Genomic DNA, 16,624 nt, shown 5'->3' with positions numbered 1-16,624 from the left:
TTCAATGGTGTCATCAAGCGGATAATATACAAGGCATGTGGTTACAATGATCTTGATTATCTCTATCTAAAAATCAGGCAGGAGGCCCAAAAATGATCAGCCAACCTGTAAAAGGGCCAAAAAAATGTCTCATCAACGCAGTCGACAGGATGAAGTAGATGCTTGAGAACAATCTGGAGTCAGAGACTGGAAAGCTTTAGTAAACTCTTTCGAAAAGTCCTTTACGAAAGTGTATAAAGGACTTTCTGAAACCAATCAACAGCTACGAACAAATAAAAACCTGCTCGAATTCAGTCCTGAGAAAACTTACTGCCAAATTTCTCCAAGAGAACCACCAGCAGAACACCAAAAATCATAACGGCTATAGAAGGCATTAAATAAGCAGACTGACCGGTCAGAGCTTCATAGGCCCATGGCGAAATATTCCTTTCCAGGAAAGGAACTTCCTGACCGGAGCTGTTCATTCTCGTTTCAAGGGTTTCTTTCCATGGCCATACCTTCCCCAAAGCACCCAACATCAAACCGGTAAGAAGAGATAACGCCAGATCACGATGATGTCTTAACAGCCACGACAAAACATGTGAAAAAGTCAGCAAGCCGACTACACAACCCGAACCAAATATTGCCAGCACTACTATATCCAGTCCTTTAACGGCAGCCAGAACCGCTGGATAAAGCCCCATCAGCAGTAGGATAAAGCTGCCTGAAATACCTGGCAGGATCATAGCAGAGATAGCGATACAGCCCGCAAAGAACAGCATGAGATAGGAGGGAGTCAAACTGGAAGGCGTCAGTGTCCCGATTAAGTAGGAAGCACTACAACCCAACACGAGAAGCGCCCCAGCCAAAGCACTCCAATGCTTGATCTGCCTCAGCATGTGAATACCGGAAATCAGTATCAGACCAAAAAAGAAAGACCAGATAACTTCAGGATAAGTACCCAGCAGGAAGGTAATAATATGAGCAAAGCTCAGAATACTGAGCAGTACTCCTCCAAACAACAAAACAAGGAAGCTTCCATCGATGTGCTTCCAGCATGCAGCCACACCTTCAGATTTGAGTTTTACCAATAATGCAGGATTAATACTCTTTAACGCATTTAGAAGGCGGTCATAAATCCCGGTGATAAATGCAATCGTTCCACCCGAAACACCGGGAACCACATCCGCAGCCCCCATAGCCATTCCCCTGAGCAGAATGCCCAGGCCTTCTTTCATTTTTGACATGATCCAACCTGTCTTATTCTGTTTAGGAAACAATTAGAGTAATACACCGGTCTACCATTCCAGACTTATCTGCCAGACTTACAACCTTTAAAGATCAGGAGGCCGACCTATCGATTCTCGGTCAGGCTCCCAGAACTGTATTACTTCTGTACCCCATCCAGTAATGGCACAAAGCGAACTGCTTCAAGAATTTCTCTCTTGAAGGTATCTCCCTGTCGGGTGATCAGCAATAAATCCTGAACACCCCGATCACCAACGGGAATAATGAGACGACCATTATCTTCAGACAGCTGTTGCAACAGCTCTTCTGGAATCTGGTCAGGCGCAGCCGTTACGATGATTCCATCAAAGGGCTCCATCACTGACCACCCTGATCCGCCGTCGTTTAACTTCTGCTGAACATTACGAATGGAAAGTGTCCTGAGAAGCTTTCGCGAACGCTCATGGAGCGCTTTAATACGCTCAACGGAATACACTTTTTTTACCAGCGGTGAAAGAACTGCTGCCTGATACCCTGATCCAGTACCGATTTCGAGCACTCTTTCAAGAGTCCCTCCAGCCAATAGCGCCTCTGTCATTCTCGCTACTATATAAGGCTGAGACAGAGTCTGCCCAAAGCCGATGGGCAAAGCCGTATCTTCGTAAGCTCTGTGAGAAAGCGCTTCATCAACAAACAAATGCCTGGGCGTCGTTCGAATCACCTCCAGCACTTCCGGAGACTTTATTCCCTGATCCTTGAGTCGCTGTATCAAACGATCCCGGGTTCTCCGGGAAGTCATGCCTATGCCATGGATATCAACATCTCTCATATCAGCTGCCCAGCCAGTCACTAAGCTGAGACAGTGTTGCATGATGAGTCTGGTCATACTGCAGAGGGGTCACCGAAACAAAACCCTTTGCAATGGCATGAAAATCAGTTCCTTCACCCGCATCCTGCTCCTTACCAACCGGAGCAATCCAATAAGCAGGCTTACCTCTTGGATCAAGCACTTTAACCGGTTTTTCAGCCCTTTCCCTGTGCCCCAGCCGTGTGACTGCGAGTCCTTTTATTTGCTCATAGGATAAATCGGGAACGTTCACATTCAATAGGGTCCCTAACGGTAGGGATAACGACTCGAACCTGAGCAGCAAATCTCTGACTACTCGCCCTGCCGTTAAGAAACTCTGCTCACTCTTACCACAAGCAGAAACAGCAATGGCCGGCAAACCCATGAAACGGCCTTCAAGAGCTGCACCTACAGTCCCTGAGTAGAGAACATCATCTCCGAGGTTCGCTCCATGATTGATCCCGGAGACAACGACATCGGGCTCGTTTTCCAGCAACGCATTAACTGCCAGGTGAACACAGTCAGCCGGCGTACCATCAACACTGTAAAAACCATTGGAATGCTCGGTAACCCTAAGAGGTCGCCCCAAAGTCAAGGAACTGCTCAAACCCGAGCTATTTCTGTCAGGGGCATAGACAATTCTCTCACCAATGCCTTCCAGCGAGTTATAAAGGGTTGCCAGCCCACTGGCTGCAACACCATCATCATTACTTAGCAGTATTCTCATCAAACCTTCCCTCAATACACTCCAAAGCTTCCCTCAATACTGCAGTTGCAAAGCAGCCTTTAGGCAAAGAAAATTCAAGCTTGATAGAGTCGTCTGACAGCCAATGCCAGCCCATGGAGACAGGAACTAACCTGATTGCCCTTCTCTCCTGCTTTAAACCTTCTCTCTCTAGACCTTCGCACAATAAAAGGTTTCGAGCTGCGATCTCTTCTTCCATCTTTCTGCAATCAGCCCCGGAAAGCAACTCCCCTCTACCCCACATAGGAGCAGTAAGAGAAACCTCACCCGTTGCTATCCTTGCCATAAGATCTTCATCGTGATCACGCAGTATCAAGCTACCGCTGTCCTGAAATCCAGGAATGTCACCCTCAAGATAGTGAGTCCAGTTCTCCTGACCCACTCGCTCTGAAAGCACCTGATTAAATAACCAGGAACGTGCTGCAGACAAATAGATTGAGCGCTTGTTTCTATGAGCTTTGAAGCTTCCAGAAAACATCAACAATGAACGATCAATATTGACGCCTTCATGGCCAAATCGTTGCGTTCCAAAATAGTTAGGTACGCCTTGAGTGGCAATCTGATTCAAACGCTCTTCCAGCAATTCGTGAGATACGCCCACATCCCTTAACGTTATTATGAAACGATTACCCTTCAGTGCACCCGTCTTAAGTTTTTTACCATGCCGAGTGGCATCGATGACTTCCAGAACATCACTGTTCAGCTCAGACCATTCAGGAGAATCTTGTCCTGGCAGCCACACACTAAACCACTGCCGTGTAATTCCGTGTCGATCTTTACGGCCTGCGTAACTGACTGCTGAGCGTTTCACACCAGCAAATCGAGCCAGCTGCCCTGCCACCCAGTCGGTGTTTTCACCTGTCTTTTGAAGATTAATATAGGCATGCTCTCCTTCACCATCGGGAACGAAGGGTAATTCTTCTTCAACAATGAAGTCATCAGGCAATGATTTGAAGGAACATTGCCCCAAAGGTCCACTCCAGGCATAGGCCCAGTCTGGTGTATAAGAAACTTGATTCATTAAGCAATAATCTTTTAAGTAGAACGCGCACTGATCCAGAGAGATGAATTGAGCTTTAAACCGGTAAAATCCTGACGTCCCGGGGATCCTGTCCTTTTAACCAGCTCAATACATTTGAAGATGGAACCCAGTTTAGGGTCAAAGGGTATCGAGCAACTGAGAAGTACCCAAAAGAACAACCGCATGGACTGCCACACCTTCCTTACGACCGGTATAGCCCAGCTTTTCTGTGGTGGTTGCTTTTACATTCACGGCGCCAGTTTGAACCTGCAAATCTCTGGCAATGTTTTCTCGCATGGCGGGAATATGGGGAGCCATTTTGGGTGCCTGGGCAACAATGGTGCTATCGACATTGACAACCTGATACCCGTTTTCATGAACTAATGCCACCACGTGCCTGAGCAGCTGTCGACTGTCGATCCCTTTATACCTCGGATCCGTATCAGGAAAATGTTGACCTATGTCACCCAGAGCTGCAGCCCCCAGCAACGCATCACAGACGGCATGCAGAAGGACATCACCATCGGAATGAGCCAACAATGAGTGACTGTAATCGATACCGACTCCACCCAATATCACTTGAGCGTTTGCTGTTGCTTCATCTGAAAATCGATGAACATCAAAACCATGACCTATTCGCATCATACTGTCTCAATCAGTTTGGCTTGCTGTTGAATATACAAGGCTGCCAACGCCAGATCAGCCCCACGGGTCACCTTAATATTATCGCTATGCCCTTCCACCATTAGAGGTTTGAAGCCAGCATATTCTATAGCACTGGCTTCATCTGTGACGGGCATCTTGTCATCCAGCGCTTTCTTCAAGGCATCATACAGTAGCTTCATACGAAACATCTGCGGTGTCAGGGCATGCCATAGCGCATCTCTGTCAACTGTCTCTGACACCTCTCCCAATGAAGAGGTACGCTTCATCGTGTCTCTTACCGGCATACCCAGTAAGCCGCCAATAGTGTGCCCTGATAGTTGTTTGACCAGCCATTCAAGGTCAGAATGCCGGATACAGGGCCTGGCCACATCGTGAACCATAACCCAGTCTTCTGCATCAGCCAGTTCGGATAATGCTTTAAGCCCATTTAATACGGAGAGGTAGCGTTCATCGCCCCCCTGAACCAACGTAATTCGAGAATCCCTTAGCAGCTCTATTTCCTTGTAGAATTCATCTTCGGCACCAATAACAACCACTATTTTTTCCAGGGCAGTAAAACCCAGGAGGCGCTCCAGTGTGTGCTCCATCAAGGTGCGACCATGAATTTCAAGGTACTGTTTGGGAATTTCACTCCCCATGCGACGACCCACGCCTGCGGCAGGAACAATTGCCCAAAAACGGGGTTTATGAGGATTTCTCGCAGTACTCACATTGCCACCTACGAAAGGTCATAAGAAACCTGATGCTAACAGGATATGAATCAAACAGTTACAAATCACACATACCACTTGCCCCGAACACTAAAAATAGCTGTTAAGACTGGAGTAGTGGTACTTTCTCTAGAAGGCGGACCGAGGATAGTGATCAAGATTAAAATGCAGTAGAACGACCTGCCTATTCTCAATCAGGCTCCCAGCCTGGAAATCAGCAGGAACCATCAGTCATAGATCAGATAAAATGTTTCATCTTTCTTGATCATTCCCAAATCCAGACGAGCTTGCTCTTCAAGTGTTTGTAAGCCATTTTGCAACTCAATGACTTCGGTAGCGAGTAATCGATTTCGCCGATACAAGCGGTCATTTTCCCGGTCCTGTAGATCAATCTGTTTTTTGATCGCTACCATTTCAGCCACACTGCCCTCCCCCATCCAGAGATGAATCTGAAGGGCTACCAGTGCCAGTAGCAGAAATGTATGCACCAGCTTTCGCATCTGAGTCACTCATTGTTTTCAGCAATTGAGTCTATCAAAGACTGAAAAGTGTGCCCACGGGCAAAACGTAAAAAATAAGATTATCTGGGCCGGAAAGAAAGTTTGACGATAAAACTGCGGGTCATTGCAACAAAAAAGGGAGACTTTAAAAGTCTCCCCCTTTAGGTACGTTATTTAAATAACGTTTCAGGCACGCTTAAATTCAGCCAGGCCACGGTATGGAGCTTTGCCGCCCAGCTCTTCTTCAATACGCAGCAACTGGTTATATTTGGAAACACGATCAGAGCGACACAGGGAACCGGTCTTAATCTGGCCTGCGGCAGTACCTACAGCCAGGTCAGCAATGGTCGCATCTTCAGTTTCACCGGAACGGTGAGAGATGACAGCCGTGTAACCCGCACCTTTAGCCATCTTGATCGCTTCAAGAGTTTCGGTCAGGGAACCGATCTGGTTGAACTTGATCAGGATAGAGTTAGCAACACCTTTTTCGATACCCTCTTTGAGGATCCTGGTGTTGGTCACAAACAGGTCGTCACCAACGATCTGGATCTTGTCACCCAGAATATCTGTCTGGTATTTGAAACCATCCCAGTCGGACTCATCCAGACCATCTTCAATAGAAATGATTGGATACTCTTCAGTCAGCTTGGCCAGGTAATCAGAGAATTCGTTAGAGGAGAAGATTTTGCCTTCACCCTTCATGTTGTACTGACCATCCACGTAGAATTCGGAAGCAGCACAGTCCATAGCCAGAGTGATATCAGTGCCCAACTTGTAGCCAGCGGCTTCAACAGCTTCTTTGATCACAGCCAGTGCATCAGCGTTAGAAGCCAGGTTTGGCGCAAAGCCACCTTCATCACCCACAGCTGTATTCAGACCTTTGGCAGACAGCACTTTCTTCAGAGCATGGAAGACTTCAGCACCAATACGCAGACCTTCAGCAAAAGTCTTCGCCGCTACTGGCTGAACCATGAACTCCTGAATATCAACGTTGTTATCAGCATGCTCACCACCGTTCAAGATGTTCATCATGGGAACAGGCATAGAGAACTGACCGGAAGTACCGTTCAAATCGGCAATGTGCTGGTACAGAGGAATATTCTTATCAACGGCGGCGGCTTTGGCTGCTGCCAGGGAAACTGCCAGAATGGCATTAGCACCCAGAACACTTTTGTTCTCGGTTCCGTCCAGCTCGATCATCGCCAGATCAAGACCACGCTGATCGGCTGCAACACGACCCAGCAGAGCTTCACGAATAGGACCATTGATGTTGGCAACCGCCTTCAGGACACCCTTACCCAGGTAGCGAGACTTGTCTCCATCACGCAACTCCAGAGCTTCACGGGAACCTGTCGATGCACCTGAAGGTGCAGCAGCACGACCCATGGCACCAGATTCCAGGATCACGTCGGCTTCTACGGTTGGGTTACCGCGAGAATCCATGATTTCGCGGCCTTTGATTTCAACAATTTTTGCCATGATAGCTTTCTCTCTACACAAATGCCGATAGCCAATGAAAAATACTTTGCGTCACGTTCTGACATAAGTCCTGCAAGACAAAATATTTTCCACAACACAATCGTCTATGAAGGGAAATATGCCCGACCGGATCGGACAGTGAGGGATCATCCTGCAGACCGATGAATCTTCAAACTTTCATTTGATGAATCCATCAATCTCAGCCTGATTGGATAATAGTACTGATCTAACGAGCCAGTGCCATTATCCAATAGGACTGTTTTAAGCTTCCCAGACGTTGCAATGCGGCCACTATACCAACTCCGAGCGGGTTATCAACTATTGCACATAGCAACACCGAAGGCGCAAACATTAACATCTGAATTCAGCGCAACCCGTTGATATCACAGCGATGAAAAACAGATAACAACTTCAGAACAATGTCTGTGATTCATGAATCGAACCACACTTCAGATCAGAACCCTCCGTTTACATTAAACTGATTTTTTATTACAAAAAAACCGCCGGAGTGCGGCGGTTTTTTTTACATTAATTGAAGCTCACAACCTCAATCAATGCGTATCCAGCTCAGGCATGGACTTAATCAGGTCATCTAAAGCTTTTATCTGACCCAGGTAACCTTCCAGCTGTGACAGACGCAAAGCTGAAGGACCGTCACAACGCGCTGAGTCGGGATCAGGATGAGCTTCCAGAAATAAGCCTGCCAGACGGGTCGACATACCCGCCAGAGACAATTCAGCTACCTGATGACGACGACCACCAGATGCGGCTCCCATAGGATCTCTGCACTGAAGCGCATGAGTAGCGTCAAAAATAACTGGAGACTGACCGCTGACGTCTTTCATGGTACGAAAGCCGAGCATATCGACTACCAGGTTATCGTAACCAAAAGAAGAACCACGCTCGCAGAGAATCACCTGCTCATTGCCCGCCTCGGAAAACTTGTCAACAATGTTACCCATCTGCGAAGGACTCAGGAACTGAGGCTTCTTGATGTTAATCACTGCTCCGGTTTTGGCCATGGCATACACCAGATCAGTCTGACGAGCCAGAAAGGCAGGCAGCTGAATGACATCCACAACTTCAGCGACTGGCTGACACTGGTGAACTTCATGAACATCGGTAATCACTGGCATACCAAAGGTTTCTTTCAACTCCTGAAAGATCTTCAGACCTTCTTCCATACCCGGTCCACGATAGGAATGGATAGAAGAGCGATTAGCCTTGTCAAAAGAAGCCTTGAAAATATAGGGAATTCCCAGCTTTTCTGTCACAGCAACATAGTGCTCAGCCACTTTCATGGCCATATCACGGGATTCCAGCACATTCATGCCACCAAACAGCACGAAAGGCTTGTCGTTGGCCACCTGAATAGAGCCAACAGAAACCACTTTCTGTTCAGACATACTGCTTCCTCAATCCTGTTGCGTCTGGTAGTTCAGAGACGCCTCAATGAAAGACTTGAAGAGCGGATGGCCATCTCTGGGGGTCGACGTGAATTCCGGATGGAACTGACAGGCCACAAACCAGGGGTGCTCTTTCACTTCCACCATTTCCACCAGTGCATTATCTTCAGAGCGACCTGAGATCACCAGACCGGCATTCTGCAGGGGCTCAAGATAATTGTTATTCACTTCATAACGATGGCGATGACGCTCTGTAATAACATCAGCATCATAAGCAGCGTGAGCGTGAGTACCTGCAACAAGGTTACAATTCTGGGCACCCAGTCTCATGGTTCCACCGAGATCAGAAGCTTCTGTCCTAGTCTCTTTGGCACCATCGGAAGACAACCACTCGGTAATCAGACCAATAACCGGATGATCAGAGTTCTGGTCAAATTCGGAACTATTGGCACCTTCAAGGCCGGCTTTGTTACGAGCATACTCGATCACAGCCACCTGCATACCCAGGCAGATTCCCAGATAAGGAATCTTGTTTTCACGGGCATGGCGAACAGCCTGAATCTTGCCCTCAACACCACGGTGACCAAAACCACCAGGAACCAGAATGGCACTGACACCCTCAAGGCGGCTCAGTCCTTCCTGCTCCAGCAACTCGGAGTCAACGTAGCGGATATTAACCTTGGTACGGGTTTTCAATCCCGCATGGCGAACCGCTTCGATCAGGGATTTATAAGCATCCAGAAGCTCCATGTATTTACCAACCATAGCAATGGTCACTTCATGCTCAGGATGAGTGTCCCGATCAACCACATCAGACCATTCAGAAAGATCTGCAGCCGGAGTATCGAGACCAAACTTCTCCACTACAATCTGATCCAGACCCTGCTCATGCAGCATCTGAGGAATTCTGTAGATCGTATCTGCGTCTTCCAGCGAGATAACTGCCCGCTCTTCCACATTGGTGAACAGAGAGATCTTACGGCGTGCAGAGGCTTCAATAAACTGCTCACTGCGGCACACAAGAATGTCTGGCTGAAGACCAATAGAACGCAACTCCTTAACAGAGTGCTGGGTCGGTTTGGTTTTGGTTTCGCCTGCTGTCTTGATATAAGGCACCAGGGTCAGGTGCATCAGCAAAGCCCGGGAAGAACCCAACTCTACCTTCAACTGACGAATAGCTTCCAAGAAAGGCTGGGACTCGATATCACCAACGGTTCCACCAATTTCAACCATGGCAATATCAGCATCACCGGCACCCTGAACAACACGGCGCTTAATCTCATCGGTAATGTGAGGGATAACCTGTACAGTACCGCCCAGATAATCACCACGACGCTCCTTGCGAAGAACATCCTGATAAATTCTGCCAGTAGTAAAGTTATTACCCTGTTTCATGGTTGTGCGCACAAAGCGCTCATAATGGCCTAGATCGAGATCGGTCTCAGCGCCATCTTCAGTAACAAAGACTTCACCATGTTGGAACGGGCTCATGGTGCCTGGATCGACATTGATATAGGGATCCAGTTTGAGCATCGTAACCTTAAGGCCTCGTGCCTCAAGGATTGCTGCGAGGGAAGCCGATGCGATGCCTTTGCCCAATGAGGAAACAACACCGCCCGTGACGAAAATATAACGCGTCATTAGTATCTGCTGGCTCTTAATGCGGGGTGAAAAAATGAATACTCAAGATGGGAGATCAGGATACCAAAACAGCCACTGAACGTAAAACACATACTGCAAAAATGCTCAAAAAGTTTCGCTAAAGCATGAGCAAGCGACTTCAAAAGTCAGGCTCCCAGGACAAGTTTTTGCCCAAACCGGGTTCACAGGCATACGATTTGGTCACAAAAACACCCGGCAGTGCAACCAGCTCATCACCCTGAAATACAAACGGTACAATGTCTCTGACCCAAGGGGGAACCCTGTAGTCCTGCAACCAGCGCTTAATGCTTTTTCGGCCTTTACGACCAGACACAGCCACCTTCAAGCTGGTGGGAATCTGAGATCTGAAAACAACGCGCAGAGGCCCATCCGGGAGAAGAATACTTCCTTCTTCACCGAAAGACAAGCACCCCCCTGAACCGGGCAATTCAATGGCTCGATCCCGATCCCAGTACCACTCAAACTCTTTTCCTTGGGTAATCGCCTGCTGACGAAGAAGGACTAATTTTCCCGAAAAGCGGCGTAACTGAAAACGATTAATATCGATAACAGGCTCTGCATCCTGAGCCGCATCAATCAGATCTGAGAATATACACCTCAATCGAGCTCTATCAGGCATCTTGACCTGATGGGATGCCAACCAATACCGAACCACCTTTCGGGCAGCCGCTGCATCAATCTGCTTCAACGACTCCAAATCAACAATGGTGCGATTCCCCCAAAGACAGGAAGGAGGCGCCTGGATAATCACCTGAGCATACTTCTCAGTCTGCTCCAGGATGAGCTGGTTAGCGTCCGAAACATCTTCTGAGAACTGTGCAAGGCGTGATGCAACACCAGGCCAGACAGCCTCGATTTGCGGCATGAGGTTGTGCCTGAGAAAGTTACGACGAAACCTCTGATCCTGATTAGATTCATCTTCGATGAACACCAGAGCATGATTTTCAGCATAATTTTCAATGGCTTGCCTGGACACATTAAGTAACGGTCTTAATAAAACCCCATCACCTAACTCCCTTAAGGCAGGCATCCCCGCTACCCCATCCAACCCACTGCCTCTAAGCAGCCTAAAAAGGACTGTTTCCGCTTGATCATCCTGATGATGCCCCATCAGCAGACAACCACCTTTTGGCAGGCACTCTTCAAAAACGGCGTAACGAGCATCACGAGCTTGTTGCTCAATATCAGAGGATTGCTCAAGGGTCACTCTGACAACCTCCAGAGGGACCTGCCATCGATCACAAAGAGACCGACAATGCTGTGCCCACGAGTCAGCGTTATCACTGAGTCCGTGATGTATATGAAGAGCAGAAAGGGTTTCAATGCCTTCTTCTTGTCGCAGAGACACCAGCAAGTGAAGAAGAACCGTAGAATCAACACCACCACTGAAGGCAACCACCACCGGTTGCCCGGCTATGGTTTTGATTTGTTCAGAAAAGTGATCTTTTAACGCAAAAAATCTTTCATCCCCGGACGGAATGAAAGATTTTTTCAAATGCTTTTGTTTCACGGAAGGCTGATCCGCCATCAGACAGCGCCGTAATCCCTGATTCGCTTATAACGACTTTCAACAAGCGTATCAGCATCCATAGTCTCTAACTTCTGAAGCTCCTCTTCCAGAGCAACCCCCAGAGCGGAAGCCATGATTTCTGGATGAGTGTGAGCACCACCCAGGGGTTCTGAAACCAGACGATCAACCAGACCCAGCTCCTTCAAGCGAGAGGCTGTCACACCCATGGCTTCAGCCGCAGTCGAAGCGTATTCCGATTTCTTCCATAGAATAGAAGCGCAACCTTCCGGAGAAATCACTGAGTAGATAGAATTCTGCAACATTAACAACTGGTCACAAACACCAATTGCCAATGCCCCACCGGAACCACCTTCACCGATAACAGTGGCAATAATAGGAACTTTCAGGCGGGACATGACTGACAGGTTGTAGGCAATAGCTTCACTCTGACCACGCTCTTCTGCACCAATTCCCGGATAGGCTCCTGGCGTATCAATGAAAGTCATAATAGGCATTTTAAAACGTTCAGCCATTTCCATCAGGCGACAGGCCTTACGATAACCTTCAGGCTTAGGCATGCCAAAGTTACGAAGCACTTTCTCCTTGATCTCACGGCCTTTCTGATGGCCAATTACCATCACAGGGCGACCATTAAATCGAGCAATGCCCCCCACAATGGAAGGATCATCGGCAAAGTGCCTGTCACCATGCAATTCATCAAATTCGGTGAACAGATACTGAATGTAATCCAGGGTATAGGGACGACGCGGATGCCTTGAGAGCTGAGCTACCTGCCAGGCAGAGAGATCAGAGAAAATCTGTTCAGTCAGGGTTTTGCATTTGTCCTGCAGACGGCTGATTTCATCAGTAATATTCAGTTCGGCATCGCTACTGACCAATCTCAGCTCTTCGATCTTTGCTTCCAACTCAGCGATCGGCTGTTCAAAATCCAGATAGTTCGGGTTCATAGATTCCACTTCAAGAGTTCAGCATCAGCAACACAATGGCAACAGGCCAGCCAGATTCTCTGGAATAAACAGCTCACCCAAATAAACCGACCTGACTCATCGCATTGAAGCCATCTAAGTGTTCTCAGAGGACCTCAGGCGCTAAATAATCAAAAATGCCTTCAGTGGGCCTGCCGGAGTTACGTCAATTTCGACCTGCAGGCCCGAGCGAATGAAAAGCAGCCTTCAACGGCAAGATTGCTGCCATTTCATCGAAAGTTGCTTTTCAGATAAATTTGTCAAGAAAAATACGTAAAAGCGATCAATATGTCGAGTTAAAAAGCGTAAGCGTCCGTTACTGATATTCTACTTTGGCGGATTCTTTACCCAGCCATTGCTTGATACCCTGCACCAGCTCATCACTTGGACTTACGTTCCACTGCTCGCCCAACTGGAGGCTGGCAGAGGCATCTTCTCGGGAATAATTGACTTGTACGGGCAGACGACCTGGGTGCTGACCCAGCAACCCAGACATTTTGGAATGGAACTCTCTATCCACCTGATGACAGCTCAAATCCAGCAGCAGCCTTCGGGCGTAGTAGCTTCGGGCATCGATCAAGTTGAGTGCTTTCTTGGCTCTGACCTTAAGCATACCGGAGTAGTCATCAAAGCTAACCTCTCCTTCAAAAACAATCACCGTATCCAATTTGATTAACGCCTGACATTGCTCATAGACATCCGCAAAAATAGAAACTTCTATCCGCCCAGTACGATCATCCAATGTAACAAAACACATTTTATCGCCGCGCTTGTTTTTCATGGTGCGCATAGCCACCACTAATCCGGCTATGTTCTGACTTTCACCTCTGGCAGGCTGAAGATCCCTTATGCGGTTGCGAATAAAATGCTTGATCTCATGCTCGTATTCATCAATAGGATGGCCGGTAAGATACAGACCCAGAGTGTCCTTTTCTCCCCCCAGCCTGACTTTATCCGTCCACTCTTCGACATTGCCATACTTGTCGTAGACCTTCTCTTCACCCGCTGGAACCAAGGCACCGAATAGATCCGTATGACCCGAATCAAAGCTTTTCGCAGCCTGATCGGCCGCTTTGATGGCCTCTGGCTGACTGGATTCCAATACCGCACGATTAAAGTTGTATCGCGACTTTTTGCCTGGAACGGGACCTAGCAGATCCACAGCACCAGAGCGAATTAAAGCCTCAAGAACCCGCTTATTAATGCTCTTTGCATCAACACGCTCACAGAAATCAAACAGATCTTTAAAGGGACCACCGGACTTTCTGGCTTCAACAATGGATTCAATAGGTCCTTCACCCACCCCCTTGATTGCGCCAAGACCATAAACAATATGCCCGTCATCATTAACTCCGAACATATAATCACCGCTGTTTACGTCAGGCGGCAATACTGTCAGCTCTATCTCGCGACATTCTTCAATGAAGGTCACCACTTTGTCGGTGTTCTGCATATCAGAGCTCATCACAGCAGCCATGAACTCAGCAGGATAATGAGCTTTCAACCAGAGGGTTTGGTAGGAGACCAGAGCATAGGCAGCAGAGTGAGATTTGTTAAAACCATACCCGGCAAACTTCTCCACCAGGTCGAAGATTTTCATAGCCAGTTCGCCATCAATCCCCTGACCGATAGCCCCCTCTTCAAAAATACTCCTCTGCTTAGCCATCTCTTCAGGTTTCTTCTTACCCATAGCACGACGCAGCATGTCCGCACCACCCAGGGTATAACCCGCCAACACCTGGGCAATCTGCATAACCTGCTCCTGATACAGTATAATGCCGTAGGTGGGCTGAAGAATCGGCTGAAGCCATTCATGCTGATACTGGGCATCCGGGTAGGAGAGCTCTTCCCGACCGTGTTTACGGTTGATGAAGTTGTCTACCATCCCCGACTGCAACGGCCCCGGACGAAACAGAGCCACAAGCGCGATAATATCTTCAAAGCAGTCGGGCTGCAGGCGCTTGATCAGATCTTTCATACCCCGGGATTCAAGCTGGAAAACTGCCGTGGTTTCAGCTCGTTTGAGCATGTCGTAGGAGAACTTATCCTCCAGATCGATCATCATGATGTCGAGCTCAGACTCGCCACGCTGCTGACGACGGGGATTGATCATTTTCAGAGCCCAGTCGATGATGGTCAGCGTTCTCAGACCCAGGAAGTCAAACTTCACCAGACCGGCTGATTCCACATCATTTTTATCAAACTGAGTGACTACACCACCGCCCGTCTCATCACAATACAGCGGTGCAAAATCTGTCAGCTTGGTGGGGGCTATGACTACGCCACCGGCGTGCTTACCGACATTTCGAGTGACCCCTTCGAGCTTAAGGGCCATCTCCCAGATTTCTTTGCCATCTTCATCGACATCCAGAAAATCCCTGATCATGGCTTCTTGTTCGTAAGCCTTACTCAGGGTCATACCGATCTCAAACGGAATCATCTTTGAGAGCCGGTCAGCCAGACCATAGGATTTGCCCTGCACCCTGGCAACGTCCCTGACCACAGCTTTAGCCGCCATGGTACCGAAAGTGATAATCTGGGACACCGCATCACGGCCATAAGTTCTGGCTACGTAGTCGATCACCCGGTCTCGACCATCCATACAGAAGTCGACATCAAAATCCGGCATGGATACCCGCTCAGGATTCAGGAATCGCTCGAACAGGAGATCGTACTCAATGGGATCAAGGTCAGTAATTTTCTGGGCGTAAGCCACCAGAGAACCTGCACCGGAACCACGCCCCGGACCTACCGGAATACCATTGGTTTTTGACCACTGGATAAAGTCCATTACGATCAGAAAGTAACCCGGAAAACCCATCTGGAGAATGATATTGAGTTCAAAGTCCAGACGATCACGATACTCTTGCTCTTTACTGGCATATTCCGGATCTGCAGGATCAAGAATGGACTGCAAACGCTCAGTCAAACCATCATGGGAGAACTTTCTGAAGAATTCGTCCATTGTCATCCCCTCTGGGATGGGGAATTCTGGCAGAAAGTACTCACCCAGGTGTACATAAACCGAACAACGACGAGCAATCTCAACGGAATTCTCAAGGGCTTCAGGGATGTCAGAGAAGAGCTCGCACATCTCTTCTTCTGTTTTCAGATACTGTTCTTCACTGTAACGCTTGATCCGGCGAGGATCGTCCAGCGTTGAGCTTTCACCAATACAGACACGGGCTTCATGGGCCTCAAAGTCTTCCTTTTTGATGAACATTACATCGTTGGTAGCCACCACCGGACAATCATATTTTTCAGCAAGGGCAATTGAACCATGCAGGCACTGCTCATCACCAGCACGAGACGTTCTGTGGAGCTCAAGGTAGTAACGCCCTGGAAATGCTTCCATCCACTCGGTCAGCAGCTCTCCTGCCAAGGCTTCATTACCACTTAGGATTGCCTGCCCGACATCCCCATCTTTAGCCGCAGAAAGGGCGATCAAGCCCTCCGACTTTTCCTGAACCCACTCCCTTTTTACTACTGCCTTACCATGAACCTGATTCTCAAGAAAAGACTGGGAAATCAGTTCCGTGAGATTTCTATAGCCTTTCTCGTTCATGGAAAGAAGCACAATTCTCACAGGCTCAAGGGCCGGGTCAATGTTCGTCACCCAGAGATCAGCACCACTAATGGGTTTAATGCCCGCACCTTGTGCACCGTTATAAAACTTTACCAGGGAGCAGAGGTTCGACTGGTCTGTGACAGCGACAGCAGGCAAGCCCTGCTCTCCAACTGCCTTGATCAGGGGCTTGATGCGAACCAGACCATCGCTCAGGGAAAATTCTGAATGAAGTCTCAGATGTATGAAACGTGCAGGCATGAGAGAAGGTAGACCAACTGAAGGTAATCCCTGATTTTAACAACAGAGCTCAGCGATCTG

At 48.2% G+C, this 16,624-nt stretch carries 13 protein-coding genes; all 13 read right to left on the bottom strand.

Translation table 11 applies throughout. From position 1 onward, the window contains the following. Positions 1 to 290 precede the first annotated feature (290 nt). Positions 291 to 1,226 (bottom strand): DUF368 domain-containing protein, encoded by a 936-nt coding sequence (locus ACR2PX_RS05585; RefSeq protein ID WP_433998376.1) that lies wholly within the window; start codon positions 1,224 to 1,226, stop codon positions 291 to 293. Between the two features lie 140 nt (positions 1,227 to 1,366). Next, positions 1,367 to 2,035: a protein-L-isoaspartate(D-aspartate) O-methyltransferase gene (locus tag ACR2PX_RS05580; RefSeq protein WP_433998375.1), complete on the bottom strand. Its 669-nt coding sequence runs from the start codon at positions 2,033 to 2,035 to the stop codon at positions 1,367 to 1,369. A gap of 1 nt (position 2,036) precedes the next feature. Beyond that, a complete protein-coding gene (gene surE / locus ACR2PX_RS05575; protein ID WP_433998374.1) occupies positions 2,037 to 2,783 on the bottom strand; it encodes a 5'/3'-nucleotidase SurE in 747 nt (248 codons plus the stop codon). Then, on the bottom strand, positions 2,761 to 3,819 hold the full coding sequence (gene truD / locus ACR2PX_RS05570) for a tRNA pseudouridine(13) synthase TruD (protein ID WP_433998373.1): 1,059 nt from the start codon (positions 3,817 to 3,819) through the stop codon (positions 2,761 to 2,763). The genes surE and truD overlap by 23 nt, the downstream gene beginning before the upstream one ends. Before the next feature lie 138 nt (positions 3,820 to 3,957). After that, entirely contained in the window at positions 3,958 to 4,461 is a 504-nt protein-coding gene (gene ispF, locus ACR2PX_RS05565; protein WP_433998380.1) for a 2-C-methyl-D-erythritol 2,4-cyclodiphosphate synthase, read from the bottom strand. Next, entirely contained in the window at positions 4,461 to 5,195 is a 735-nt protein-coding gene (gene ispD, locus ACR2PX_RS05560) for a 2-C-methyl-D-erythritol 4-phosphate cytidylyltransferase (RefSeq protein WP_433998372.1), read from the bottom strand. The genes ispF and ispD overlap by 1 nt, the downstream gene beginning before the upstream one ends. A 227-nt stretch (positions 5,196 to 5,422) precedes the next feature. After that, positions 5,423 to 5,695, bottom strand: coding sequence for a septum formation initiator family protein (locus ACR2PX_RS05555; protein WP_433998371.1), 273 nt, complete (start codon positions 5,693 to 5,695; stop codon positions 5,423 to 5,425). 186 nt (positions 5,696 to 5,881) lie between these two features. Next, entirely contained in the window at positions 5,882 to 7,174 is a 1,293-nt protein-coding gene (gene eno / locus ACR2PX_RS05550; RefSeq protein WP_433998370.1) for a phosphopyruvate hydratase, read from the bottom strand. 551 nt (positions 7,175 to 7,725) lie between these two features. Continuing rightward, entirely contained in the window at positions 7,726 to 8,580 is an 855-nt protein-coding gene (gene kdsA, locus ACR2PX_RS05545) for a 3-deoxy-8-phosphooctulonate synthase (protein WP_433998369.1), read from the bottom strand. Between the two features lie 9 nt (positions 8,581 to 8,589). Beyond that, on the bottom strand, positions 8,590 to 10,221 hold the full coding sequence (locus ACR2PX_RS05540; protein ID WP_433998368.1) for a CTP synthase: 1,632 nt from the start codon (positions 10,219 to 10,221) through the stop codon (positions 8,590 to 8,592). Positions 10,222 to 10,360: 139 nt separating this feature from the next. After that, complete coding sequence (gene tilS / locus ACR2PX_RS05535) at positions 10,361 to 11,770, bottom strand: tRNA lysidine(34) synthetase TilS (protein ID WP_433998367.1); 1,410 nt, start codon at positions 11,768 to 11,770, stop codon at positions 10,361 to 10,363. Beyond that, positions 11,770 to 12,720: an acetyl-CoA carboxylase carboxyltransferase subunit alpha gene (locus tag ACR2PX_RS05530; RefSeq protein WP_433998366.1), complete on the bottom strand. Its 951-nt coding sequence runs from the start codon at positions 12,718 to 12,720 to the stop codon at positions 11,770 to 11,772. The genes tilS and ACR2PX_RS05530 overlap by 1 nt, the downstream gene beginning before the upstream one ends. A 334-nt stretch (positions 12,721 to 13,054) precedes the next feature. Next, a complete protein-coding gene (dnaE, locus tag ACR2PX_RS05525; RefSeq protein ID WP_433998365.1) occupies positions 13,055 to 16,564 on the bottom strand; it encodes a DNA polymerase III subunit alpha in 3,510 nt (1,169 codons plus the stop codon). Positions 16,565 to 16,624: the final 60 nt, after the last annotated feature.

This window comes from Endozoicomonas sp., from assembly GCF_051008435.1.
Taxonomy (GTDB): domain Bacteria; phylum Pseudomonadota; class Gammaproteobacteria; order Pseudomonadales; family Endozoicomonadaceae; genus Endozoicomonas_A.
This window is presented reverse-complemented; position numbering and strand designations above follow the sequence as displayed.